21 protein-coding genes are annotated in these 24709 nt (G+C 71.7%); 11 read left to right on the top strand and 10 right to left on the bottom strand.

The window, feature by feature from the left end:
• Positions 1-63: 63 nt before the first annotated feature.
• The 3 genes from KUM44_RS33290 (at position 64) to KUM44_RS33280 (ending at position 3384) form a co-directional block, all read left to right on the top strand.
• The gene (locus KUM44_RS33290) at positions 64-1188 is read left to right on the top strand and encodes a PLP-dependent cysteine synthase family protein (RefSeq protein WP_217213479.1); all 1125 of its coding nucleotides are present in this window, start codon (positions 64-66) and stop codon (positions 1186-1188) included.
• A gap of 121 nt (positions 1189-1309) precedes the next feature.
• Complete coding sequence (argJ, locus tag KUM44_RS33285) at positions 1310-2548, top strand: bifunctional glutamate N-acetyltransferase/amino-acid acetyltransferase ArgJ (RefSeq protein ID WP_217213478.1); 1239 nt, start codon at positions 1310-1312, stop codon at positions 2546-2548.
• Complete coding sequence (locus KUM44_RS33280) at positions 2503-3384, top strand: arginase family protein (protein ID WP_217213477.1); 882 nt, start codon at positions 2503-2505, stop codon at positions 3382-3384. Before argJ ends, KUM44_RS33280 begins: the two co-directional genes overlap by 46 nt.
• Here the strand turns inward: KUM44_RS33280 and KUM44_RS33275 are convergent.
• Both KUM44_RS33275 and KUM44_RS33270 read right to left on the bottom strand, forming a co-directional pair.
• Positions 3381-3860 carry an SRPBCC family protein gene (locus KUM44_RS33275; protein ID WP_217213476.1) on the bottom strand — a complete coding sequence of 160 codons (480 nt, stop codon included), beginning with the start codon at positions 3858-3860 and terminating at the stop codon, positions 3381-3383. The genes KUM44_RS33280 and KUM44_RS33275 overlap by 4 nt on opposite strands.
• A 58-nt stretch (positions 3861-3918) precedes the next feature.
• Positions 3919-4749, bottom strand: a complete 831-nt coding sequence (locus KUM44_RS33270; protein WP_217213475.1) for a DeoR/GlpR family DNA-binding transcription regulator — start codon at positions 4747-4749, stop codon at positions 3919-3921.
• A 375-nt stretch (positions 4750-5124) separates the two neighbouring features.
• On the opposite strand from KUM44_RS33270, the gene KUM44_RS33265 reads away from it, so the two are divergent.
• Entirely contained in the window at positions 5125-7341 is a 2217-nt protein-coding gene (locus tag KUM44_RS33265; protein ID WP_254390482.1) for a hypothetical protein, read from the top strand.
• 21 nt (positions 7342-7362) lie between these two features.
• Here KUM44_RS33265 and KUM44_RS33260 read toward each other — a convergent pair whose 3' ends face one another.
• The 4 genes from KUM44_RS33260 to KUM44_RS33245 form a co-directional block, all read right to left on the bottom strand.
• A complete protein-coding gene (locus tag KUM44_RS33260; protein ID WP_217213473.1) occupies positions 7363-9798 on the bottom strand; it encodes a right-handed parallel beta-helix repeat-containing protein in 2436 nt (811 codons plus the stop codon).
• A 108-nt stretch (positions 9799-9906) separates the two neighbouring features.
• A complete protein-coding gene (locus KUM44_RS33255) occupies positions 9907-10512 on the bottom strand; it encodes a hypothetical protein (protein ID WP_217213472.1) in 606 nt (201 codons plus the stop codon).
• A 178-nt stretch (positions 10513-10690) separates the two neighbouring features.
• Positions 10691-11515, bottom strand: a complete 825-nt coding sequence (locus tag KUM44_RS33250) for an MOSC domain-containing protein (protein ID WP_217213471.1) — start codon at positions 11513-11515, stop codon at positions 10691-10693.
• Positions 11516-11558: 43 nt separating this feature from the next.
• Positions 11559-11993, bottom strand: a complete 435-nt coding sequence (locus KUM44_RS33245) for a DUF6643 family protein (RefSeq protein ID WP_217213470.1) — start codon at positions 11991-11993, stop codon at positions 11559-11561.
• Between the two features lie 296 nt (positions 11994-12289).
• Here KUM44_RS33245 and KUM44_RS33240 point away from each other — a divergent pair, with 296 nt between their 5' ends.
• Positions 12290-13585 (top strand): TerD family protein, encoded by a 1296-nt coding sequence (locus tag KUM44_RS33240; protein ID WP_217213649.1) that lies wholly within the window; start codon positions 12290-12292, stop codon positions 13583-13585.
• Here the strand turns inward: KUM44_RS33240 and KUM44_RS33235 are convergent, their stop codons facing one another.
• Positions 13586-14779: a glycosyltransferase gene (locus KUM44_RS33235; RefSeq protein ID WP_217213469.1), complete on the bottom strand. Its 1194-nt coding sequence runs from the start codon at positions 14777-14779 to the stop codon at positions 13586-13588.
• A gap of 39 nt (positions 14780-14818) precedes the next feature.
• Here KUM44_RS33235 and KUM44_RS33230 point away from each other — a divergent pair, with 39 nt between their 5' ends.
• Both KUM44_RS33230 and KUM44_RS33225 read left to right on the top strand, forming a co-directional pair.
• A complete protein-coding gene (locus tag KUM44_RS33230; protein ID WP_217213468.1) occupies positions 14819-15604 on the top strand; it encodes a glutamate racemase in 786 nt (261 codons plus the stop codon).
• Between the two features lie 105 nt (positions 15605-15709).
• A complete protein-coding gene (locus KUM44_RS33225) occupies positions 15710-16252 on the top strand; it encodes a hypothetical protein (RefSeq protein ID WP_217213467.1) in 543 nt (180 codons plus the stop codon).
• 3 nt (positions 16253-16255) lie between these two features.
• Here the strand turns inward: KUM44_RS33225 and KUM44_RS33220 are convergent, their stop codons facing one another.
• Entirely contained in the window at positions 16256-17329 is a 1074-nt protein-coding gene (locus KUM44_RS33220) for an O-antigen ligase (RefSeq protein ID WP_217213466.1), read from the bottom strand.
• Between the two features lie 237 nt (positions 17330-17566).
• On the opposite strand from KUM44_RS33220, the gene lnt reads away from it, so the two are divergent.
• The 4 genes from lnt to KUM44_RS33200 all read left to right on the top strand — a co-directional run bounded on the left by lnt (position 17567) and on the right by KUM44_RS33200 (position 22613).
• Positions 17567-19177 carry an apolipoprotein N-acyltransferase gene (gene lnt, locus KUM44_RS33215; RefSeq protein WP_217213465.1) on the top strand — a complete coding sequence of 537 codons (1611 nt, stop codon included), beginning with the start codon at positions 17567-17569 and terminating at the stop codon, positions 19175-19177.
• 68 nt (positions 19178-19245) lie between these two features.
• A complete protein-coding gene (locus tag KUM44_RS33210) occupies positions 19246-19725 on the top strand; it encodes an NUDIX domain-containing protein (RefSeq protein WP_217213464.1) in 480 nt (159 codons plus the stop codon).
• A gap of 54 nt (positions 19726-19779) precedes the next feature.
• Complete coding sequence (locus KUM44_RS33205; protein WP_217213463.1) at positions 19780-20589, top strand: 3-hydroxybutyrate dehydrogenase; 810 nt, start codon at positions 19780-19782, stop codon at positions 20587-20589.
• 77 nt (positions 20590-20666) lie between these two features.
• Positions 20667-22613 carry a GAF domain-containing protein gene (locus tag KUM44_RS33200; protein WP_217213462.1) on the top strand — a complete coding sequence of 649 codons (1947 nt, stop codon included), beginning with the start codon at positions 20667-20669 and terminating at the stop codon, positions 22611-22613.
• 68 nt (positions 22614-22681) lie between these two features.
• On the opposite strand, the gene KUM44_RS33195 is transcribed toward KUM44_RS33200, so the two are convergent.
• Positions 22682-24067, bottom strand: coding sequence for an MFS transporter (locus KUM44_RS33195; RefSeq protein WP_217213461.1), 1386 nt, complete (start codon positions 24065-24067; stop codon positions 22682-22684).
• Positions 24068-24339: 272 nt separating this feature from the next.
• On the bottom strand, positions 24340-24709 hold a 370-nt coding region (locus tag KUM44_RS33190), incomplete at its 5' end, for a transposase (protein ID WP_217213460.1).

Genomic DNA, 24709 nt, shown 5'->3' with positions numbered 1-24709 from the left:
TGTTTATGCTCGAAGCGACGGCCGCGTGAGTCGCCGTCGCCGCACAGTATGAGGAGCAGCGCCGTGAGCACCGTCCAGCAGACCCCGTCCGGCGTGACCCTCGACGTCGACCACAGCGACGCCACCTATCGCGCCTGGCTCAAAGAGGCCGTACGCAAGGTCCAGGCGGACGCCAACCGTTCGGCCGACACCCATCTGCTGCGCTTCCCGCTGCCGGAGCAGTGGGGCATCGACCTGTACCTGAAGGACGAGTCGACCCACCCGACCGGCAGCCTCAAGCACCGGCTCGCCCGCTCCCTCTTCCTCTACGGCCTGTGCAATGGCTGGATCCGGCCGGGCCGCCCGGTGATCGAGGCGTCCAGCGGTTCCACGGCCGTCTCCGAGGCGTACTTCGCCAAGCTGATCGGCGTGCCTTTCATCGCGGTCATGCCGCGCACGACGAGCGCCGAGAAGATCCGTCTGATCGAGTTCCACGGCGGACGGTGCCACTTCGTGGACGACTCGCGGAAGATGTACGAGGAGTCCGCCCGCCTCGCGGTGGAGACCGGCGGCCACTACATGGACCAGTTCACCTACGCCGAACGGGCCACGGACTGGCGCGGCAACAACAACATCGCCGAATCCGTCTTCCGTCAGCTGGAGTTGGAGCGGTTCCCCGAGCCCGCGTGGATCGTCGCCACGGCCGGCACGGGCGGCACCTCCGCGACCATCGCCCGGTACGTCCACTACATGCAGTACGACACCCGCATCTGTGTCGCCGATCCGGAGAACTCGTGTTTCTTCGAGGGCTGGACCACCGGCGATCCGGACGTCACCTGCGATTGCGGTTCGCGCATCGAGGGCATCGGCCGGCCGCGGATGGAGCCGAGCTTCGTGCCGGGTGCCATCGACCGGATGATGAAGGTGCCGGACGCGGCGAGCGTCGCCGCCGTACGGGCTCTGGAGCAGGCCATCGGCCGCAAGGCGGGCGGCTCCACCGGCACCGGGCTGTGGAGCGCGCTGAAGATCGTCGCCGAGATGGTCGCCGAGGGGCGCCAGGGGAGTGTGGTGACGCTGCTGTGCGACCCGGGGGACCGGTACCTCGACAAGTACTACTCGGACACCTGGCTGACCGAGCAGGGCCTGGACATCGCGCCGTACTCGACGGCCATCGAGCATCTGCTGGCCACGGGGGTCTGGCCCGAGTGACCGGCGGCGTCCGGGGCCGGCCTGGCCGGCGGATCGGCAGTCGCCCGTCCGAACGGCGTTTCTTCGGGAGGCGTTTGAAAGTACGTGGACAGCCCACGCCTACCATGCAAGCATATGCGACATGGTGCATGATCATTCACTGCCTCGGGATGCGGAATCCTTGGAGTGGCCGACCGGCTTCCGGGCCTACACGGGGCACGGAGGACTGCGTGAGCACGGCGACGACATCTCCGTAGTCGCGTCGGACCGGCCGGCCGTCAGTGCCGCGATGTTCACCCAGAGCCTCTTCGCGGGCCCGGCCGTGGCCCTCAGCCGGGTACACGCCGCGGAACAGAAGCTGCGTGCCGTGACGACGCTGGCGAACAACGCGAACGTCGCCACCGGCCGTCAGGGCGAGGAGAACGCCGCCGAGGTCGTCCGCCGGGTCGCCGGGATTCTGAGCATCCCGCACGGCGAGGTCCTGATCGGCTCCACCGGCGTCATCGGACGCCCCCTGCCGATGGACACCATCCGCGCCCACTTCGACAAGACCGCCGAGCACGGACTCGCGGCGTTCAAGGCCGCACCGCTGGACGTGGCCCGCGCGATGATGACCACCGACACCCGCCCGAAGACCGCTGTACGGACCGTCGGACAGGCCCGCGTCGTGGGCGTGGCCAAGGGTGTCGGCATGCTGGAGCCCAACATGGCCACGATGCTGGCCTATGTGTTCACGGACGCGGAGATGCCCGCGGCCGACCTGGACAGCGCGCTGCGCACAGCGGTGCATCACACCTTCAACTGCCTGAGCGTCGACACCGACACCTCCACCTCCGACACCGTGGCGGTCATCGCCAACGGCGCCGCGGGCCCGGTCGATCCGGCTCGGTTCTCCGAAGCTCTCGCCGACCTGTGCCTGGACCTCACCCGGCAACTGGCCGGTGACGGCGAAGGCGCCACGAAGCTCCTGCGCGTCACGGTCAGCGAGGCCGGCGACCACGCGCAGGCCAAACGCATCGCCAAGAGCGTGGTGAACTCCCCGCTGGTCAAGACCGCCGTCCACGGCGCCGACCCCAACTGGGGCCGGGTGCTGATGGCCATCGGCAAGAACACCGACGACACCACCATCGTGCCCGGCAAGGTCACCGTCAGCTTCGGCGACATCGAGGTCTATCCCGAGGAAGCCGAAGCCGACACCCTCGACCGGCTCGTCGCCCTCATGCGCCGGGACGAGGTCGACATCGTCATCACGCTCGGCCTCGGGGCGGCCGAAGCCACGGTCTACGGCTGCGACCTGTCCGCCGGCTACGTCCGCGTCAACGCCGACTACACGACATGCCCGGCCGCGACCGCGACAACGGATCCCCCACGGTGCTCGTGATCCCGCAGTGGCAGGGGTCCGCGGCCCGCCATCCCCGACGGCTGGCCGAGGGCGCCCACCGGCTCGGCGCGCTGCTCCCCACGGCGTCACGCACCGTCGTCGACATCGACCCCCGCCCCGGACAGGACCACGACGGCGTACGTCACCTCGATGCGCTGACCCGCTCCCTGGCAGCAACCAGGACCGCGCTGTGCCGGACCGGCGACGGCGCAACCCTCCTCGCGGTGGGCGGCGACTGCGGCATCGAGCTCGCGCCCGTCGCCCGCGCCGTCGCCCGCCACGGCGACAGCCTGGCCGTCGTCTGGTTAGACGCCCACGCCGACCTCAACACCCCCGACACGTCCCCCTCCGGGGGCTTCCACGGAATGGTGCTGCGCACCCTGCTCGGCCAGGGACCGGCAGCACTGGTGCCCGAGCCGGAGGAACGCCTCTCCACCCGCCGGATCGTCCTCGCGGGCGTCCGCGCCCTCGATCCCGCGGAGCGGGACTTCATCGACTCCGAAGGAATCCGAGCCCTGTCCGTTCAGAGCCTCCGGGAGCCGGACCGACTGCTCGCCGAGGTGGCGGCCACGGGAGCCACGCACGTCTACGTCCACCTGGACCTGGACGTGCTGGACCCCGCGCACTTCACCGGCCTGTCCTGCCCCGAACCCGGGGGCCTGCACCCCGACCAGCTGCGCACCGCCCTGCACGCGCTCACTCAACGCTTCACCTTCGCCGGCATGGGCATCACGGAACACGCCCCCACCACCGATACGGCCGACAGCGACCACGTCCTGAGAGGGATCCTCGACGGCATCGGTCTCCGGACGACGTCCGCCGGACGGCCGTCCTAGCGCGCCGCGGCCGCCAGGCGCCGGTCCAGCGCCGTCACCGCGTCCCGGAACGCCCGTCCCAGACCGGGCCGGGCGACACCGAAGGCGAACCGGAAGGGCGCCGTACCGTCCACCGCGAACGTCCACTGCACCCGCGTGCCCGCCCCCGCCGGGGCGAGCCGCCACTCCTCGACCATGGCCCGCGCTCCCGGCGCGTTGGTGACGTCGACGCGGTAGGCGTACACCTCGGGGCTCTTCGCCGCGAGGATCGTCTCCTCGAAGCGCGTACCTCCCCTGAGCCGGATCTCGCGCCGGGCCCCGTCGTCCAGCGGACGGGCCAGCGTCACCGCCGAGAACCACTGCGTCCAGCCCGGCACGTCCTCGGCCAGCGCGCGATAGACCGTCTCCGGGGGAGCGGTGACCTCCCGCGCGAAGACATGCCGTACGGGCGCGGTCCCGACGAAGTCGAGCCGCACCTCACGCAGCAGGTGAGCCATGGACGAAACCCCCTATGCCGACGCCGCTACGGGCAGCGTCACCATAGCTGGCGCCCCGTCAGATGTCTGCACCCTCCTCGGGCTCGCCCGCCACCACCAGCCGGCGCAGCTGCTCCGAGATCTCCGAGCGCGCCTCGCTGTCGAGGCCGGCGTCCGTCACCAGCGTGTCGACCTGCTCCAGCGCAGCGAACGAACTCAGCCCCACCACACCCCACTTGGTGTGGTCGGCGACCACCACGACCCGCCGCGCCGACTGCACAAGGCGCCGATTCGTCTCGGCCTCCGCGAGGTTCGGCGTGGACAGGCCGGCCTCCACCGATATGCCGTGCACACCGAGGAACAGCACGTCGAAGTGGAGCGCCGCGATCGCCTGGTCGGCCACCGGGCCCACGAGCGAGTCGGACGGCGTGCGCACCCCGCCGGTCAGCACGACCGTGGCCGCGCCCTGCCGGGGGCCCGACGTGCGCTGCGCCGCGTGGAAGACGTCGGCCACCCGCACCGAGTTCGTGACCACCGTGAGGTCGGGCACCTCGACCAGTTGGTGGGCCAGCGCGTACGTCGTCGTACCGCCCGACAGTGCGATCGCGCTGCCGGGCGCGACCAGCTCGGCCGCCGCTCGCGCGATGTCCTCCTTGGCCGTCAGCTCCAGACCCGACTTGGCCTCGAAGCCCGGCTCGTGCGTGCTGGCCTCGACCACCGGGACCGCGCCGCCGTGCACCTTCTCCAGCACGCCCTGCCGGGCGAGCGCGTCGAGATCGCGCCGCACCGTCATGTCCGACACGCCGAGCTTGCGGGTCAGCTCGTTGACGCGTACCCCGCCCCGGCGCCGAACCTCGTCAAGGATCAGGGCGCGCCGCTGCTCCGCGAGGAGGTTCTGATTCTCACTCACGTACGCTCCGGTCCTTTCGCCTCAAGCCGTCCGCCACACCCGCGCACCTGCTCTGATGAGGACATTCTCACCCCTCCCGGCGCGCGGGAGGTCCCATACTCGCACGGGTCGGTACCGGTCGCGCCACTGACTGTCCCGACGCGGGCATGTCACGACCACAACTCCCGTTCCCCTGTTCTTCACGCGGATCGGGGAGATTCCGTGACGAGAGGTGTACGGGACCCTCTTCGCGGAGATCCTTGTGCCCGCACAGACAGAAGCCAACGGCTCGTCACGGGGGAAGTGCGAACAGTGGAACGTGCACAGAGACACGAAAACGCCGGAATTGCCCTGGAACTCCTGGTTCACGGCGTCGGCGGCACCACACCACAGGAGATGCTCGACGATCCGCGGACCGTACGGATCACCGGCGACGACACGGCCGCCGTGTTCCGGCGTGCCGACGACGTCGACGCCGAGGACCGACCGGACGACTACCGGGGCAGACCGGTGCCCGAGGCCTACGTCTGGTGCAACCTCACCTCGGGCAACAGCGCCCGCGCCCTGTGGCTGCTGTTACTGCCGTTCATGGTCGTCAACCTCGCCCACTGGATGCGCCCCACCACGCGCGACCGCGCACGGACCGTACGTCTGTACGGCCTGCTCGTGCGGCTCGCGGGTCTGACATTGACAGTGCTGCTCGTCGCCGCCGCCTGCGAGGTCGCCCTGGACCTCGCGGCCTGGCAGTGCGCGGGCAGAGGCGCGTGCGCCGAGCGGAACAGCTGGCTGGGCTTCCTGTCGCCCACGGTCTCGAACGGCGGCTGGTGGAGCCACCCCGGCCGCAGACTCGCCCTCGCGGCCGTGGTGCCCGCCGCGCTCACCGGCCTGCTCTGGTACCTGTCCCGCCGCACCTGGAGCGCCTACGAGTCCCAGCAGCCGATGTCCCGCGACGCCGAACCCGACGAGGAGTCCGGCAGCACCTCCCTCGGCCGCCCCGGCTTCTGGTACGGCCGTCGCCTGGTCGCCCGGCTGCGCGCCGCGCACACCGCCGCCGGTCTGCTGACGGTGGCCGCGGCGGTCGGCTCGGCGGCGGCGCGCTTCGACCGCGGGCCCGGTGGCCCCGCACTCCTCGACACGCTCGGGTGGCTCCTGGACGCGGCACTCGTCGCCTGCGCCGGCGTCGTCGTATGGGTGGTCTGCCGCCGGGGCCGCAGCGAGAACCGCCTCGACCAGGAACTCGACGAGCACCTCGTACGACGCCTGCCGCTCGCCGCCCTCGTCCTGCTGGCGCTCGCCCTGGTCTACGCCGGTTGGGACCGCCCTGGCTGGCAGTCGACCGGCCGCCTCCCCGGCGACCCTACCTTCGGGGCCATCGCCTTCTTCCAAGGCCTGCTCGTCATCGTCCTCGCAGTCGTCGCCCACGTCCTGCACCGCACCCGACCCGACCCGCGTGCCGCCATGCGGGGCCTGGGCGGACCGGCCGTGGTGATGCTGGCCTGCGCTCTCGGCGGAGTGATGTCCGGCGGAGTCGCCCAGCGGGTCGCCGACTGGCTGGACGGCACCGGCGGGTCCATCGCCGGCCCGCCGGTCCTGCTGACCTGGCAGGCCTCCGTGATCCCCCCGCTGCTGGTCGTCCTGCTGTCGCTCTGCGGCTGGCTGGCGTGGCGGGCCTGGCTGCTGCGCCGCACCGAGCTGGGCACCGTGGAACGCGACTACGCCGGCGAGCCCCGGGACACGGCCCGCACCCGCCGTATCGCGAGCACGCGCGCGATGGCGACGCTCACCGACCGCGCCCCCCTCTTCGTCGCCGTCACCTCCACCGCGACCCTGCTCCTGGGCGCCGGAGCCCTCGTCGGCGCCCTGGCCGACCAGACCCCGAGCGAGGCCGCCGACGGAACGCACGCCTTCGTGCACGGCGCCGCCGAGACCGCGCAGGCACTGGGCTCCTGGCTGATCGGCTTCGGCTTCATACTCTTCGTCACCTGGGGCAGACGCGCCTACAAGGACGCCTCCGCACGGCGCACCATCGGCATCCTCTGGGATGTCGGCACCTTCTGGCCACGCGCCGCTCACCCCTTCGCACCGCCCTGCTACGCCGAGCGGGCCGTGCCCGACCTGACCTGGCGCATGGCGACCTGGACCCGCGCCGAGGACGACCGCCGGCTCGTCATCTCCGGGCACTCCCAGGGCAGCGTGCTCGCCGCCGCGGCGGCCTGGCAGCTGACCCCCGCCGACCGCAAACGGGTCGCACTCCTCACCTACGGCTCCCCCCTGGAGCGCCTCTACGGCCGCTGGTTCCCGGCCCACTTCGGCCCGGCCGCCCTCGCCTCCCTGCACGCCGAGGTCGACTGCTGGCGCAACCTGTACCGCGTCACCGACCCCATCGGCGGCCCGGTCCGTCTGCCCGGCAGCTGCACCCCCACGGTGGACCGCGAGGCCCTCAAGGATCCGCTGGCCTACGGCCGCACCCCCGCACACCCCCTGCCCGCCCCGATCCTGGGTCACGGCGACTACCAGGCCGACCCGGCGTTCGCGCAGGAGCGGCAGCGGCTGCTGAAACGGCTGCGGCCCGAGGTGCCGGCACAGCGGCCGGAGTCCGACGTGCAGAGCTGACCCCGGGCCTGCCGGGCCGCCTCAGGGCAGCTCCGGCAGGTCCTCCTGGTACAGCAGCGTCAGGTCGTCCGTGCTCGGCTCGTCGAACTGGGCGACCCGGCCCGCGTGCCGCTCCACCATCGCCTCGAAGGTCTGACGTGCGGTGCGGCCATTACCGAACGCCGGGCCCTTGGGAATCGCCGTGAAGTACTTCTGGAGAGCCTCCGCCAGGCCCGGACCGAGCCGGTACTCGTGCTCCTCGGCCTGCTGCTCCACGATCCGCAGCAATTCGTCGGGGCCGTAGTCGCTGAAGGTGATGGTCCGCGAGAAACGGGACGCCACACCGGGGTTGACCGAAAGGAAGCGTTCCATCTCGGCCGTGTAACCCGCCACGATCACCACGACCGCGTCCCGGTGGTCCTCCATCAGCTTCACCAGCGTGTCGATGGCCTCCTTGCCGAAGTCCCGGCCCGAGTCCTCCGGCGACAGCGCGTACGCCTCGTCGATGAACAGCACACCGCCGCGCGCCTTGTCGAAGGCCTCCTGCGTGCGGATCGCGGTGGAGCCGATGTGCTCGCCGACCAGGTCGACACGGGACACCTCGACCAGATGGCCCTTCTCCAGCACACCGAGGGAGGCGAGGATCTCGCCGTAGAGCCGGGCGACCGTCGTCTTGCCGGTGCCGGGGGAGCCGGTGAAGACCAGGTGGCGCTTGACCGACGCCGCCTTCAGGCCCGCCTGCTGGCGGCGCCGCCCCACCTCGATCATGTCGGTGAGGGCGCGCACCTCGCGCTTGACGCTCTCCAGGCCCACCAGCGCGTCCAGTTCACCGAGGACGGCCTTGGAGGTCCGCGTCGGCTGCTCGGGCTCCGAGGCGGCGATCAGCGGCTCCTGCTCGGTGCTGCGCTGGCCGGGGATCGCGCCGAGGAGCCCGGGGGACTGATGCGCGGTCTGTACGGCGGGCGCCGGGGCCGGCGGCCTGAGGCCCGCGCTTTCGTCGCTGGTGCAGTCCTCCACGTCGGGGCCCACTCCCAAGGCCGCGTCCGGGCCGCCGTCCGCGAACTCGTACCCGCCGCGCGCGCACCGCTCCGTACGGCACTTCTTCAGCGTCGTACGGCAGCCGTCGATCACATGGAAGCCGTATCCGGCGCTGCCCCGCACCCGGCAGTCCAGGAAGGTGCCGCGGCCACCTGCCGAGACGTAGAACCCGGCCTCGGCGGGGGAGTCGACCGTGCAGCGCTCGACGGTGGGGTCGGCGCCCTTGGTGACGATCACGCCGGTCTGGTTGCCGTCCAGGGTGCAGTTGTTGAGGGTGCCGCCGCTGCCGTGGTCCCGGAACCAGGCGCCTGTCGCGGCGTCCCGGATCCGGCAGTCGTCGAGCTGGGCCGTGGCGCCGTCGCTCACCGACACGGCCGTGTTGCGCACCTGGGACAGGTCACTGTCGACGACGTCCGCGCGCGAACCGCGGTCGAGGACGAACAAGGCGTCCGGCACGTCGTGCACCCGGCAGGAGTCCAGCACCGCAGTGGCCCCGTCGCTGACCCACACCGCCGGGTAGTCGCCCGTGCTGTCGAAGATCTCGCACTGGTTGGCGTCCACGCGCGTGCCCGGATCCCACACCGAGAGGCCGTTGCGTCCGAACTGACGCACCGTCGTGCGGGTCAGCGTCAGCACCGAGCGGGACCGCAGGTCGACCGCGTTCTCCGGGATGTCGTGGATACGGCAGTCGGCCAGGGTCAGCACGGCGTCCGTGTCGAGCGTGACCCCGTCGGCGGTGGTGCGGTGCACATCGCAGTCGGTGAGATGGGCGGTGGCCCGGCCGGTGATCTGGACGCCGGAGCCCCGGACCTCGTAGACCTCGCAACCCACCGCTTCCAACGCGGAGTTCTCCCCGGTCGCCGTCAGCCCCGAACCTGAGGCGTGGTGGATCCGGCAGCGCTCCAGACGAGGATGCGCGCCCCCGCGTACGGCGATGCCCGCCTGGCCGGCCGCGACGACCTCGCACTCCTCGAACACGCCGCCACCGCCGTCGAGTACGGCGATGCCGATGCCCGCGGGATTGTCCACGGTGCACCGCCGCACGGTCGGTCGCGCGCCGCCCCGCACCTCGATCCCGGCCGCGGACCGCGTGACGATCCGGACGTCCGACAGCTCCGGGGCGCCCTCCTCCACGAGCAAGGCGGGCGCCGCCGCGTCCTGGCCCTCCACATGCAGGTCCTGAACCACGGCGGAGGCGCGCACGGTCAACGGCACACCGTCCAGCGGCGCGATGCGCACCGAGCCCGGAGAGCCCTCCGGGCCGCGCAGGGTCACCGCTCGCTGGACGACGAGGTTCTCCCGGTAGGTGCCGGGGGCGACGGTGAGGACGTCACCGTCTGCCGCGGCCTCCAGGGCGGCGGCGAGCGACGCGTACTCACCCGTGCGGCGCCGCCACCGCGATGTGCCGGTGTGCGTCACCTGGACCGTGCCCTGTGCCATGGCGTTGATGTGCCCCCACCTCGTCGTACGCGGGTCTGCTGCCGGAGAGTTCGGCCGGTCCACCGTAGCGTGCGCGCGGGCGGTGGGTTGACCAGAGCCGTAAGGCCGTCAGCTGCCGGCTCCGGTCCGGCCCCAGTCCGGACCCGCCTTGTCCCATGCCTGGTCCCAACGGGCGTACCGGCGACGGACCATGCGCCAGACGATCAGCCGTCTGCCGCCCTCGATCAGACCGGCGGCCAGCAGGGCCGCGCCGAACCCGGCGAGGACGGCATGCGTCGCCGCGGTCGAGGAGTCCAGCGGACGGGCCACGGTGCGGCCCTGTTCGTCCGTCCAGATCCTGAACCGGTCGCCGGGCTGCGGGGTGTCCAGGCTCGTCATGACCGGACCCTGGTGCACGGTGCCGTCCGGGGCGGTCCAGCCGGCCACGACCCGGGTGCGCATGGTCCGCCCGGTGGCGGCCTCGGGGTCGGCGTCCAGCGGGGAACCGTCCAGCTTGCGGACCACGCTCGCCGTCACCATGTGCCGGGACGCACGCTGTTCACGCACGGACTCCTGCAAGGCGTCCTCGGCGAGGCCGCCGACCAGCGAGCCGGCCACGGGCATGACGACGAGGATCAGCAGCAGGGCCGCGAGGGCGAGCCAGGCCTCGGCCAGATCGGTCGCACGGCGCAGCGGATTGTCCCGCCAGCGCCAGAGTCCGCTGATCGCCCGCATCGTCCGGCCACCCCCTTCCCGCTCCGTGATAACCCCGGACAGAGCAGCTCACGCGCGAGTCCGGCGAAGAGAGAGTGAAATCACCGCCACCGGGCCTCTCATGAACTTCTCACGAAAGGCCCAACGCGCGGGCGCCCGGCCCCGGTTCCCGTACGCCGCCGCCCGCAGGGGTGAATTCTCAGCCGAGGATCGTGACCGGATCGCCTACCCGGATCGTGCCGCGGGAGAGGGGCACCATGTTCTGGCCGAAGATCAGTCTGCCGTCCAGCCTGCGGTGCCGGCCCAGGGTGTGCAGGGGCTCCCGGCCGCGCTCGGCGGTGGCCTGGTCGGTCGTGGTCACCACGCAGCGCCCGCACTTCTTGGGGACACGGAAGGTGACCTCGCCGATGGCGATGCGCGACCAGTCGTCCTCGGCCCAGGCGGTGGTGCCCGACACGACGACGTTCGGGCGGAAGCGGTTCATGGGCAGCGGGCCCTCGTCCGCGTGATCACCTCGTGCGATGAGGGAGTTGAGCGCGTCGAGGGAGGCCGTGGTGGTGACGAGCAGCGGGAAGCCGTCGGCGAAGCTGACCGTCTCGCCCGGCAGCGCGTACGCCGGGTCGACGGGACGGCGTGAGCCGGGGGCGTCCATGTGCACGAGGCGCGTGTCGACGCCGAGGAAGGCGGTGCACCAGGCGTGCGCGGCGTCGTCCTCGGCGAGGACCGCTTCGACCTTGTCGCGGAATATCTGCATCGGCACGGTGCCGGACCTCGTCGGCACGGGCACGGTCAGCGGGTCCATGCCGGGCCCGGACAGCCGGACGCCGCCGGGCAGCAGCTCGGCGGCGGCCAGCGCGAGGCGCGGTTGCTGGCGCTGTGTAACGACCTTTCCCCCGTCGTCGATCAGCGCCCAGCGTCGGTCTCCGGCCAGCCCCCAGGGCTCCACGACGGCCTCCCGGGGCGCGGTGCCCCGGAACGCCTTGACCGGATGAACATGTATCGACTGCAACTGTGCGTGCCCCATGGGCCCATCGTGCCAGGTGGCGCCGACAGCCCGGGGGAACGGGTCAGTAGCCGCGATACTGCTGGTTGTTGTACGGGTCCTGGTAGGGAGCCGCGGCGGGGCGGGGAGCCGCGGGGCGCATCGCCTCGTAGCCCATGCCGCCGGGAGCCACCGGACGGGGCTGCTGCCCCTGCGGGCCCGGATAGCCGCGCGGCGCGGCCGCCTGCTGAGGGATGTACGCCGCGGGCGCCTGTTGCAGCGGAGCGGGCTGCTGCGCCTGCGGATAGCCGTAGGAGGGCTGGGACGGGGCCGCCGGGAGGGCGGGCAGTGCCGACGGCAGCGCGGGCAGATGGCTGCCCGGCGTGTCGTACGCGGCGGGCACCCGGATCGGGGCGATCTGCGGGGTGCCCCGCTCGGCCACGAGCGAGTCGTAGATCGGAGTGTCCGGGAAGGAGGCGGAGTAGTAGCCGCCGCCATAGGTGGAGCGGGGGGAGGTCATGGCGCATACGTTAAGCCCACGATGTGCTGGTTGGGGAGACCGATAAGAGGGTTGTTTTATGTGTCCGCAGTGACGCCGGATCCCCAATGCGAGCGAACTTGGCAAAAAGGGACGCCAATCCGTGCTCGGATCGTGTAAATGCCGAGTTCCGGGCGGGTTACCGGGGGTTGACCGTCGGTGTTCCCGTGCCCCTCATGGGAGTTCTCCGGAGCGGGGAATAGGTTGACCCTGTAGAAACCCGATGAGCTGCCGGGACATCCCTGGCGCGGTGACCCGTGATGGGGGCGGACATGTCAATGCCGAAAGGATCGAACGTTCCGGTGCCGACGACGGCGCTGCGGGTCGAACTGGGCTGGCGCTCCGGGCCGGGCGTGCCCGACGCGGATGCCTCGGCGCTGCTGCTGGTCGGCGGAAAGGTCCGTTCCGACGGGGACTTCGTCTTCTACAACCAGCCCGTGCACTCCTCGGGCGCCGTCCGCCACGAGGGCAAGCGGGACGCCGGCGGCCGGGTGACCGACAGTCTGCTCGTCGACCTCGCGCGCGTGGAGCCCGCGATCGAGACCGTCATCCTCGCCGCCTCGTCCGACAGCGGCTCTTTCGGCCAGGTTCCGGACCTCTGTATCGAGGTCAAGGACGGCGCTCAGGGCGCCGTCGTCGCTCGGTTCGACAGCACGGGCGCCACCGTGGAAACCGCTTTCGTGCTCGGCGAGTTCTATCGCCGGCAGGGCGCCTGGAAGTTCCGCGCCGTCGGCCAGGGTTACGGCAGCGGCCTCGAAGGCCTCGCCACCGACTACGGCATCACGGTCGACGAACCCCAGCAGACGGCGCCCGCCCCGGCGCCGCTCACCCCGCCGGCCACGAACCCGATGACCCCGCCCCCGCCCGTGGCGCCGCCGGCTCCCATGCAGCCGCCCGCCATGCCACCGGTCCCGCCGTCCGCACCCCAGGCGCCGGTCAGCCTCAGCAAGGTGACGCTCACCAAGGCGGCCCCGTCGGTCTCGCTGACCAAGCAGGGCGGTACCTCGGGCGCCCTGCGCGTGAACCTCAACTGGCAGGTGCGCAAGCAGTTCTCGGGCTGGGCGAGCAAGCTGGGCCGCCCGGTCGCCATGCACAACGACCTCGACCTCGACCTGTGCGCCCTGTACGAGCTCACCGACGGCCGCAAGGGCGTCATCCAGTCCCTCGGCAACGCCTACGGCGCCCTGAACCAACCCCCGTACATCCACCTCGACGGCGACGACCGCACCGGCGCCATGGCGAGCGGCGAGAACCTCACCGTCAACCTCGACCACCAGCGGGACTTCCGGCGCATCCTGATCTTCGTGACCATCTACGAAGGGGCGCGTTCCTTCGCCGACCTGCACGCCACGGTCACGCTCACCCCGCAGCACGGCGCACCGGTCGACTTCTCGCTCGACGAGTGCACGGTCCCCTCGACGGTCTGCGCCCTCGCCCTGCTCACCAACACCGGCAGCGATCTGGTCGTCCAGCGCGAGGCCCGCTACCTGGTGCCCGAGCGGGGGGTGAGCCCGCAGCGCACGGTCGACCACGCGTACGCGTGGGGCATGAACTGGACGCCCGGCCGCAAGTAGTCAGCCCTCGTCGGGCACCGCGTCCGGACGCGTGTACGTGCGGCCCTTCCAGGCCGCGCCGCGCCCCCGGTAGTGCTGCACCGCGGAATCAACCGTCATCAGGAGATAGAGGAACGCGGTGAACGGCAGCAGAGGAGCGAGCCACAGTGGCTGCCGGTAGTAGCGGAGCATCGGGGCATACGTCCCCGTCATCACCAGCCACGCGAGCCCGCCGATGACCGCCGTCACCGTGTCCCCGACGGCCGCACCGGCGATCACGGCCGCGGGCGGCACCAGATAGACCAGAGCGAGCCCGGCGACGGTTCCGGCCAGCAGCAGAGGGTTGTGCCGCAACTGTGCGTACGCGCTGCGCGACACCATCCGCCACAGGTCGTGCAGCCGGGGACAGGGGCGCACGCTGTCCACCCGCTCGGCCAGCCCCAGCCAGATGTGGCCGCCGCCGCGCTTGACGGCCCGCGCGAGCGCCACGTCGTCGATGACGGCGTGCCGGATGGCGTCCGGAATCCGCGCCCGCTCCGCGGCCTCGGCGCGCAGGAGGACGCAGCCGCCCGCCGCGGCCGCCGTACGCGCCCCCCTCCTGCCGATCCGGCGGAACGGGTACAGCTGCGCGAAGAAGTAGACGAAGGCCGGCACCACCAGCCGCTCCCACACGCTCTCCACCCGTAGCCGGGCCATCTGCGAGACCGCGTCGAAGCCCCCGGTGCGCGCCGCCGCGACCAGCTCCCGCAGACTGTCGGGCGCATGCGCGATGTCGGCGTCCGTCAGCAGCAGGTACGCGGGGCCACGCGCGCGTGCCAGCCCGATGCCGTGGCGCACCGCCCACAGCTTGCCGGTCCAGCCGGCCGGTGGTTCACCGGGGGAGTCCACGGTCAACGGCAGCCCGCCGTGCCGCCGCGCCAGCTCGCGCGCCAGCTCTCCGGTGCCGTCCGAACTGCCGTCGTCGATCAGGAAGATCTCCGCGCGCCCCGGATAGTCCTGCGCGAGCAGCGACGGCAGGCTTGCCGGGAGTACCGCGGCCTCGTCGCGAGCCGGGACCACGACGCAGACCGGCGGCCACTCGACCGGTTCCGTCCGCCCGGGAAGTCTGACGTCCGTACGCCAGAAGAAGCCCTGGCAGAGCAGTAGCCACAGCCAGGCGGCGAGTGATCCGGCGGCGGTCCACGTGATGGCGCTCACGCGCGCAGTCTGCCCCACCGCAGGGGCCGGCGAGGGCCCATCGTCTATCGTGACCGGGTGAAGATCGCGCTGATGGACTCCGGAATCGGCTTGCTCGCGGCCACCGCCGCGGTACGGCGACTGCGACCCGACGCAGATCTCGTGCTCTCACTCGACCCCGACGGCATGCCCTGGGGCCCCAGGACCACCGAAGACCTCACGCGGCGCGCCGTGGCCGTCGCCGATGCCGCCGCCGCGCACCGGCCCGACGCACTGATCATCGGCTGCAACACCGCGACCGTGCACGCGCTGCCCACCCTGCGCGCCCGCCTCGAACCCGGCACACCGGTCATCGGCACGGTGCCGGCGATCAAGCCGGCCGCGGCAGGCGGCGGCCCGTTCGCCATCTGGGCCACACCCGCCACCACCGGCAGCCCCTACCAGCGCGGCCTCATCGAGGACTTCGCCGACGGTGTGACCGTCACCGAAGTCCCGTGCTTCGGCCTGGCCGAGGCCGTGGAACACGCGGACGAGGCGGCGATCGAGGCGGCCGTCGCCGCGGCAGCCGCACTGACCCCCGACGACGTGACGACCGTAGTCCTGGGCTGCACGCACTACGAACTCGTGGCCGAACGCATCCGCGAGGCCGTCCAGCGCCCCGGCTTCCCGCCGCTCGTCCTGCACGGCTCCGCCGGAGCGGTCGCCGCGCAGGCCCTGCGCCGCCTCGGTGAGCAGCCCGCTCCCGGGGCGGCGGCTGACGGGACTCTGACCGTGCTCCTGAGCGGCCGCGAGGGCACGCTTCCCGAGCCCGCCCTCTCCTACGAAGAGGGCCGTCTCCTACAGGCGATCAGCCCCGCACGCTGACCGGCGGGCACAAAGCGGACGCCTTCAGTCCGCCATGGCCCGGTCGGCGCAGTCACCCTGTGCAGCGCAGTACCAGCGCAGCGAAACCTGAGTAACCTCATAGACATGAGGGACCACCCCCACGGCAGGAAGCCGCACCCCGATGTCTGGACCGGGCGGGCGACCAACCGGGTCCAATGGCTGCTGGCGCTCGTCGGCGGCGCCTGCATGGCGCTCGGAATCGAGCTGGCCGTCGACTCCCCGTGGACCGGCGGCGTCGCCCCGCTCGTCATGGCAGTCGTCGGCTGCATCGCGGCCGGGTTGCTGGTCCTCTTCGGAACCCTGGCGTTCGTGCATGTCGCCCTGAAGGTCGACCACGAGTGTCTCGAGGTGCGCTGCGGCCACATCGGTGTGCCACGCCGCCGTATCCCGCTGTCCGAGGTCGTGGGGGCCGACTTCGTCCCGCTCGTCACCCCGCGCCACTGGGGTGGCTGGGGCTACCGCTGGCGGCCCGAGAAGGGCACCGCGGTCGTCGTACGACGTGGTGAGGGCCTGGTACTGCGGCTGTGGGACGGCCACACGTTCACGGTCACCGTGGACGACGCCGAGGCTGCCGTGACGGTCATCAGGGACCGGCTGCGCGCACGGACAGCCGGCCCAGCGCTCTGAGCGCTACGCGTCAGGGGCCGATCGATCGCCACGCGCGCGTGCGGCGATCTCGCGCTGCGCGGAATCGCCGGCGATCGGGCGTGCCGTGGCCAGCCCCGCCAGCAGGCCCGCGCCCACCGACACCATGGTGAAGCTGAGCGCGTTGCCGACCGCGGCGATGGCCGCCAACGCCGTCAGGGCCGTGCCCGCGGTGAGCGCGACCGGCGTGGGGCGCGCCGTGCGCCACAGCGCGAACAGCATCCAGCAGAAGGCCGCCGCCAGCAGCAGTACGCCGACGACTCCCTGTTCCGCCGCTTGCTGCAAGGGCGCCGAGTGGGGCTTGCCGTCGGACGGCAGCGTCGCGCCGGCCGTCGCACTGAGTTCCCCGAAGCGCCCCGGGCCCACACCCAGCGCGGGCTCCCGACCTGCCATGTCCAGGGCGTCGCGCCACAGCTCGACCCGGTGAGGGGTGAGCTGAGCCTCCAGCCAGGCGGCGAGCCCGTCGGCAACCGCGCTCGCTGCGACCGCCCAGGTCAAACCGGTGACCGAGGCAGCGGCCAGGGCGAGCCCCGCGATGCCCACGCCACGACGGCGGAGGTGGCCCGCGGCGAGCGAGCACAGCAGGACGGCGGAACAGGCCACGAAGCCGGTGGTCGAGCCCAGCACGGCCGCCGTCACCGCGATCCCGGCGGCCAGCACGCGCAGACCCAGGCGCAGGGCCGGCACCGCCGTTCCCCAGGCGGCAGAGCACGCGGCGCCGGCCGAGAGGGTCAGTACGGCAGCCGTGGCCCCGGCATGACCCAGCGGGTCGACGATCTGCGGGCCGGGGGACAGATGCGGAACACCCACCGTCAGGCCCACTCCGGCCAGTGCTCCGGCGCAGGGCGCGGCGACCGACAGCAGCGCCCCGCTCATCCGCCCCGCGGCATAGCCGGCGGCCACCGCCAGGATCGCGAGCAGGACCCCTTCCGGCCGGCCGCCGTGCACGGCGGCCGAGATCAGCGACCAGGCGGCGCAGGCCCCCAGCACCACCACGCCGGCCGCATCAGAAACGTTTCGTCTGTCGCTGTCCTCATCCGGACCTGCCGCAGACGTCATCCCCGTGACATCCACCCCGCCCCCCGAACCCGGTCCCCCGACCTGTGACGGACCCCGCTCGCCCGGACCCGACCGGCCGGTACGACTGAGGCTCCGGCTTACCGTAACGGCTGATGGTCGATTTGTGGATGTCTCGTGCAGAAACGACAGTCGATGCAGCCCACAGGGCAGGCCCGGGCCCCCTGCCGCCACGGACCGCGCTGTCGGTGCCGAGGTCAGCCGCCGTACACTCCCGGAGTGACCGTCACCGCAACTTCCGTGGGCGAGTCGGACCAGCTGCCGTCGCAGACAGCGCCCGTCTCGCGCGCGGCACGGCTCGTGCGCCTGGTTCCGGCCCTCGCCGCCGCGCTCTCCGGAGTGCTGCTCTACGTCAGCTTCCCGCCGCGCACCCTGTGGTGGCTGGCCCTGCCTGCCTTCGCCGTCTTCGGCTGGGTGCTGCGCGGCCGCAGCTGGAAGGCGGGCCTGGGCCTCGGCTATCTCTTCGGCCTCGGCTTCCTGCTGCCGCTGCTGGTGTGGACCGGAGTGGAGGTCGGACCCGGTCCCTGGCTCGCGCTGGCCGCGATCGAGGCGGTCTTCGTCGCGCTGGTGGGCGCGGGAGTCGCCGCGGTGTCGAAGCTCCCGGGCTCGCCCCTGTGGGCGGCGGCACTGTGGATCGCCGGAGAAGCGGCACGCGCGCGTGCGCCGTTCAACGGCTTCCCCTGGGGCAAGATCGCCTTCGGCCAGGCCGACGGCGTCTTCCTGCCACTCGCCGCGGTGGGCGGCACACCCGTGCTCGGCTTCGCGATCGTCCTGTGCGGCTTCGGCCTGTACGAGATCGTCCGTCTGCTCCTGGAGCGGCGGCGCACCCGGGCCGTACAGCGATCCGCCGCTGCCGTGGCCCTGCTGAGCGTGGCCGTACCGGTGGTGGGCGCCGTGGCCGCGCGCCCGCTGGTCAGCGACAAGGCGGAGAACGGCACCGCTACCGTCGCCGTCATCCAGGGCAACGTGCCGCGTGCCGGACTGGACTTCAACGCCCAGCGTCGAGCCGTACTGGACTACCACGCGCGGGAGACCGAGCGCCTGGCCGCCCAGGTCAAGGCGGGCAAGGCCGAACGGCCCGACTTCGTGCTGTGGCCCGAGAACTCATCCGACATCGACCCGTTCGCCAACCCCGACGCCCGCGCCGTCATCGACAACGCAGCCCAGGCGATCGGCGTGCCCATCTCCGTCGGCGGCGTCGTGGAACGCGACGGCAAGCTGTTCAACGAGCAGATCCTGTGGGACCCGGCCAAGGGGCCGGTCGACACCTACGACAAGCGGCAGATCCAGCCGTTCGGCGAGTACCTGCCGTTGCGCTCGATCGTCGGGGCGATCAACGAGAACTGGACGTCGATGGTCCGCCAGGACTTCAGCCGGGGCACCGAACCCGGTGTGTTCACGATGGACGGCGCCAAGGTCGGCCTCGTCACCTGCTACGAGGCGGCCTTCGACTGGACGGTGCGCTCCGAGGTCACCGACGGCGCCCAGATGATCTCCGTGCCGAGCAACAACGCGACCTTCGACCGCAGCGAGATGACCTACCAGCAGCTCGCGATGTCCCGCGTCCGCGCCGTCGAGCACAGCCGGACCGTCACCGTCCCGGTGACCAGCGGCGTCAGCGCGATCATCATGCCGGACGGGACGATCACGCAGAAGACGGGCATGTTCGTGGCCGACTCGCTGGTCCAGAAGGTGCCGCTGCGCTCCAGCGAGACGCCGGCCACGCGGCTCGGCATCCTGCCGGAGATCGCGCTGCTGCTGGTCGCCGCGGGCGGGCTTGGCTGGGCGATCGGCGCCGGACTGAAGGCGCGACGCGCGGGCGACCTGTAGCCGTACGCCGGACGTGCGCCCCCGGAAGTCACCGGGGGCATCGCCAACGGCCCGTTAGGGTCGGGGCCATGGCTACTCCTGATTTCATTCGTACGATCCGGGCCTCCGCCGGTCATCAGATGCTGTGGCTCCCCGGAGTCAGCGCCGTCGTCTTCGACGACGACGGCCGGGTCCTGCTGGGGCAGCGCGCGGACAACGGTGAGTGGACGGTGATCAACGGTATCCCGGACCCGGGCGAGCAGCCCGCGGTCGCCGCCGTGCGGGAGGTGTACGAGGAGACGGGGGTCCACTGTGTCGCCGAGCGGATCGTCCTGGTCAGGTCGGGCGGTGAGGTCACCTATCCCAACGGTGACATGTGCCAGTTCATGGACATCACCTTCCGCTGCCGTGCCGTCGGCGGCGAGGCACGCGTGAACGACGACGAATCCCTTCAGGTGGGCTGGTTCGAGGTGGACGCGCTGCCCGCGATGGGCGAGCGTCAGCTGTTCCGGATCAAGCAGGCACAGTGCGATGAACCCACGTGGTTCGAGCCCATGAGCTCGGACTGAAGTATGGGTTGTGACCATATGTGGCCTGGCGAGGGTGCTGTCTAGGGTCGAGCCATGACCCCGCGCAGCATCCTCCCGGCCCAAGGCTCGTCCTTGCCCCTCCCGCTCGACCTCGGCGGCCGCACCGCCCTCGTCACCGGCGCCGCCGGCGGTATCGGCCGTGCCTGCGCGCTACGGCTCGCGGCAGCTGGGGCCAAGGTGAGAGCGGTCGACCGGGACGCCGCCGGTCTTGAGGAGCTCGCCGAAGCGGCCCGGGGCATCGCGGGGGCCGTCGAACCGCACGTCCTCGATCTCACCGACCTGAACGCCGCCGAACTCGCAGCCGCCGGCACCGATGTCCTCGTGAACAACGCCGGGCTGCAACTGGTGCGTCCCATCGAGGAGTTCCCGCCCGAGGGCTTCCACACGGTGCTCACCGTGATGCTGGAGGCACCGTTCCGGCTCATCCGTGGAGCCCTGCCCCATATGTACGGGCAGGGCTGGGGCCGGATCGTCAATGTGTCCTCCGTACATGGGCTGCGCGCCTCGGCTTTCAAGTCGGCCTATGTGGCCGCCAAACATGGCCTGGAAGGACTCTCCAAGACCGCCGCCCTGGAGGGCGCACCCCATGGCGTCACCTCCAACTGTGTGAACCCCGCCTATGTGCGCACCCCACTGGTCGAGAAGCAACTCGCCGACCAGGCCCGGGCTCACGGGCTTCCCGAGGAACGGGTGCTCTCCGAGGTGCTGTTGCAGGACAGCGCGGTCAAGCGGCTCATCGAACCGGAGGACGTCGCCGAGGCCGTGGCGTATCTGTGCAGTCCGCACGCCTCCTTCGTGACCGGTACGTCGCTCGTGCTCGACGGCGGCTGGACAGCGCACTGACCGGCCGAGAGGGCGGCGGAATTCCGAGTTATCCACAGGGCTGACGGGATGGCGGTGCGATGAGCAATCCTGTCGGCATGTCTCGCGATCACGTGCACCCCGCCGAGCGCTCCGCAGCCCCTGCCGGAGCGCCCCTGAGCAGCGCGGAGACGCCGTTCCTGGAGCTGCTGGCCCGGGGCGCATCCGCCGACGCCTATGAGCAGCCGGTGCTGCTCGCCCGCGCCGAGGGCTGCTCCACCGAGCGGATCGTCGCCCTCGAACAGGCCAGGCTGCTCGCGCTGCGCGTGCGCTCCGAGCTGGAGGGACGGCGCAGGCGCGAGGCCGAACTGTCGGCCCTGTTCGAGACGGCCCACGACCTGGCCGGCCTGCGGGACCTCGATGCCGTGCTCCAGGCGATCGTGCAGCGCGCCCGGTCGCTGCTCGGCACGGACGTCGCCTATCTCAGCCTGAACGACCCGGCCAGGGGCGACACCTATATGCGGGTGACCGAGGGATCCGTCGCCGCCCGCTTCCAGCAGCTGCGGCTCGGCATGGGGGAGGGCCTGGGCGGCCTCGTCGCGCAGACAGCCCGCCCCTATGTCACCGACGACTACTTCAAGGACGACCGCTTCCAGCACACCCTCACCATCGATTCCGGCGTGCGCGACGAGGGACTGGTCGCCATTCTCGGGGTGCCCTTGATGCTGGGACACCATGTCATCGGCGTCCTGTTCGCCGCGGACCGACGGGCGCGGGTCTTCGAACGAGAGCAGATCGCGCTGCTCGGCTCCTTCGCCGCCCTCGCCGCAGCCGCCATCGACACCGCGAACCTGCTCACCGAGACCCGCTCGGCCCTCGCCGACCTGGAACGGGCCAACGAGATCATCCAGGACCGCAGCGGAGTCATCGAACGGGCCTCCGACGTGCACGACCGGCTCGCCGAACTCGTGCTGCGCGGCGGAGGCGTGCACGACGTGGCCGCCGCGGTCTCCGAAGTCCTCGACGGAACGGTCGAGTTCGCGGAGGCCACCGCCGCACCGGCCGACGCCCTGGAGATCTCCCGCGTCGAAGGCCACGCGGTACGACACGACGACGACTGGATCGCCGCCGTGGCAGCGGGCGGAGAGCTGCTCGGCGCGCTGGTCCTGCGCGGTCACCCCGGCCTCGACCCCGTCGACCAGCGCACCCTGGAGCGGGCCGCGATGGTCACCTCCCTCCTGCTGCTCGCCCGCCGCTCCGCCGCCGAGGCCGAACAGCGGGTCCGGGGCGAGCTGCTGGACGATCTGCTCGACGCCCGCGACCGCGACCCGCGTCTGCTGCGCGAGCGTGCGGCGCGGCTGGACGCCGACCTCGACGCCACCCATGTCGTCCTCGCCGCCCGCCTCGACGCCACATCGGCCGACGCCGACCAGGAGGCGGCCGCCCGCAGACGCCTGTGGTCCGCCGCGTCCCACCTCGCCGCGACCCGGCACGGCCTGGCGGCCGCGCGCGACGGCGGCACGGTCCTGCTCCTGCCCCTCGCTGCGGGAGACACCGCCACCACCCTGGCCCGCAGCACCGCCCGTCACCTCGGCACGGCCGTCCACGAGGCGGTCACCGTCGGTGCCTCCGCCCCGGTCGAGGCCCTGGCCGCCCACCCGGACGCCGTGGCCGCCGCCTACGAGGAGGGCCGGCGCTGCCTCGACGCCCTGCGACTGCTCGGCCGCTCTGGCGACGGCGCCGCCGCCGAGGACTTCGGGTTCGTGGGGCTGCTGCTGGCCGGCGACCGGGACATCGCGGGCTTCGTCGACCGCACGATCGGCCAGGTCGTCGCCTACGACGAACGGCGCGGCACCGACCTGCTGCGCACCGTCGACGCGTACTTCGCCAGCGGGATGAGCCCGGCCCGCACCAAGGACGAACTGCACGTCCATGTGAACACGGTCGCCCAGCGCCTGGAGCGCGTCGGCCGCCTCCTCGGCGACGACTGGCAGAGCCCCGCCCGCGCCCTGGAGATCCAACTGGCCCTGCGCCTGCACCGGTTGTCGGCACCGGCACAGCGCTGACCCCCGCACGCGCGGGCGTACGGGGCGCTGCCGGGAAGGGGCAGTGTGCGCGGTGGACGCTGGGTGGATCAGACGATGCGCGCGTCCGCCGCCCGGGCCGCCGTCGGCTCCGCGTCGGTCGGGGAGTCGATGTCGGCCAGGTCCCGGTGACGGGTCTCCTTGGCCGCGCCGACCGCGATCAACGTCAGGACGGCCGCGGCGATGACGTACAGGGCGATCGGGGTGGAGCTGTCGTAGTCGGCCAGCAGCGCGGTCGCGATCAGCGGTGCCGGCGCGCCCGCCGCGACCGAGGCGAACTGGGCACCGATCGAGGCACCGGAGTAGCGCATCCGGGTCGCGAACATCTCGGAGAAGAAGGCCGCCTGGGGCGCGTACATGGCGCCGTGCAGGACGAGGCCCACGGTCACGGCGAGGATCAGGTTGCCGAAACCGCCGGTGTCGATGAGTGAGAAGAACGGGAACATCCACAGCCCGACGCCGGCGGCGCCCAGCAGGTAGACGGGACGACGGCCGATCCGGTCCGACAGAGCGCCCCAGGCGGGAATGACCGCGAAGTGCACGGCGGAGGCGATGAGCACGGCGTTGAGAGCGGTCTGCTTGGAGACACCGGCCGACGTGGTGGCGTAGACGAGGATGAACGCGGTGATGACGTAGTAGCTGATGTTCTCCGCCATCCGCGCGCCCATCGCCACCAGCACATCACGCCAGTGGTGCCGCAGCACGGAGACCAACGGCAGCTTCTCGGCGTCAGCCGTCTGCGTGACCTTGCGTGCCTCCGCCTGTGCCAACGCCTGCTTGAAGACGGGCGATTCATCGACAGACAGACGAATCCACAAACCGACGATCACGAGTACGCCGGACAGGAGGAAGGGGATGCGCCAGCCCCAGCTGCCGAAGGCGCTGTCCGACAGCAGGGCCGTCAGCAGGGACAGCACTCCGGTGGCCAGCAGCTGCCCCGCGGGTGCGCCGGTCTGCGGCCACGAGGCCCAGAAACCACGCCGCCGCGCGTCCCCGTGCTCGGACACCAACAGCACGGCCCCGCCCCACTCACCACCGAGCGCGAAGCCCTGCACCAGGCGCAGCACGGTCAGCAGCACGGGCGCCGCGGACCCGATGGTCGCGTGGGTCGGCAGCAGCCCGATCGCGAACGTCGCCCCGCCCATCAGCAGCAGGCTCAACACCAGCAGCTTCTTGCGTCCGAGCCGGTCACCGTAGTGCCCGAAGACCAGCGCGCCCAATGGACGGGCGGCGAATCCGACGGCGTACGTCAGAAACGACAGGAGAGTGCCGACGACCGGGTCGGAGTCCGGGAAGAACAGCTTGTTGAAGACGAGGGCGGCGGCGGAGCCGTAGAGGAAGAAGTCGTACCACTCGATGGTGGTGCCGATGAGGCTGGCGGCGACGATGCGACGGAGGTTCGCGGGTGGTGGGGGAGCGGTGGTTCCGGAGGCCATGTGCGCCACTTCCTCGTGTGCGGTGGAGACGGGTACGTGTTCGCACACCGTAGGAATCTGCAGGTCAGGGGCACATGTGGTGGGACTACATAGTTCGCGGACGAGGTGTGCGTGTTGCCCCTATGCCGGTGCTTCGACGGCCGTCCCGAGGGCCTGATCGATGGCAGAACGGGCAGTGTCCTTGTTGCGTCATTCGGGGTGATTTGATGCTGGCGTGCTGACTCCCGTGCTGGTTTGGTGCTGACTAAGAGAGCAACTCGCGGGACATTTTGTTAGCCATCGCCCCAGTGGATCATCGTCCGGGATCTCTGCGGGAGGGCTTCGTAGTCCCGCGCCAGGCGGCGGCGCTGCATCAGCCAGCCGAAGGTCCGCTCGATCACCCACCGCTTTGGCAGCGGCTCGAACCCCTTCGTCCGGGTCCGTTGCACGACCTCGACGTCGATGCCGTGGCCGGCACCGTGATTGAAGATGCTGCTCTGGTAGCCGCCGTCGGCCCAGACCTTGACCACGCTGGGATGACGCGCCGCCAGGTCGTCGAGCAGATACGTTCCGTCGACGGTGTCGTGGACGTTCGCGGCGGTCACCAGGACGGCCAGGACCAGGCCGAGGGTGTCGGTGATCAGATGGCGTTTGCGCCTTTGA

This window comes from Streptomyces sp. AC550_RSS872 (assembly GCF_019049285.1).
Taxonomy (GTDB): domain Bacteria; phylum Actinomycetota; class Actinomycetes; order Streptomycetales; family Streptomycetaceae; genus Streptomyces.
Note: the sequence above shows the minus strand (reverse complement) of the source record. Positions and strands in the feature narration are given on the sequence as shown.

Coding starts and splice junctions, on each gene's coding strand:
- argJ (WP_217213478.1), top strand. CDS start 1,310: ATGGTGCATGATCATTCACTGCCTCGGGATGCGGAATCCTTGGAGTGG.
- KUM44_RS33205 (WP_217213463.1), top strand. CDS start 19,780: ATGACCCCGCGCAGCATCCTCCCGGCCCAAGGCTCGTCCTTGCCCCTC.
- KUM44_RS33245 (WP_217213470.1), bottom strand. CDS start 11,993: ATGACCTCCCCCCGCTCCACCTATGGCGGCGGCTACTACTCCGCCTCC.
- KUM44_RS33210 (WP_217213464.1), top strand. CDS start 19,246: ATGGCTACTCCTGATTTCATTCGTACGATCCGGGCCTCCGCCGGTCAT.
- KUM44_RS33250 (WP_217213471.1), bottom strand. CDS start 11,515: ATGGGGCACGCACAGTTGCAGTCGATACATGTTCATCCGGTCAAGGCG.
- KUM44_RS33275 (WP_217213476.1), bottom strand. CDS start 3,860: ATGGCTCACCTGCTGCGTGAGGTGCGGCTCGACTTCGTCGGGACCGCG.
- KUM44_RS33260 (WP_217213473.1), bottom strand. CDS start 9,798: ATGGCACAGGGCACGGTCCAGGTGACGCACACCGGCACATCGCGGTGG.
- KUM44_RS33255 (WP_217213472.1), bottom strand. CDS start 10,512: ATGCGGGCGATCAGCGGACTCTGGCGCTGGCGGGACAATCCGCTGCGC.
- KUM44_RS33225 (WP_217213467.1), top strand. CDS start 15,710: ATGAGGGACCACCCCCACGGCAGGAAGCCGCACCCCGATGTCTGGACC.
- KUM44_RS33280 (WP_217213477.1), top strand. CDS start 2,503: ATGCCCGGCCGCGACCGCGACAACGGATCCCCCACGGTGCTCGTGATC.
- KUM44_RS33240 (WP_217213649.1), top strand. CDS start 12,290: ATGCCGAAAGGATCGAACGTTCCGGTGCCGACGACGGCGCTGCGGGTC.
- KUM44_RS33195 (WP_217213461.1), bottom strand. CDS start 24,067: ATGGCCTCCGGAACCACCGCTCCCCCACCACCCGCGAACCTCCGTCGC.
- KUM44_RS33265 (WP_254390482.1), top strand. CDS start 5,125: ATGCTCGACGATCCGCGGACCGTACGGATCACCGGCGACGACACGGCC.
- KUM44_RS33200 (WP_217213462.1), top strand. CDS start 20,667: ATGTCTCGCGATCACGTGCACCCCGCCGAGCGCTCCGCAGCCCCTGCC.
- KUM44_RS33220 (WP_217213466.1), bottom strand. CDS start 17,329: ATGACGTCTGCGGCAGGTCCGGATGAGGACAGCGACAGACGAAACGTT.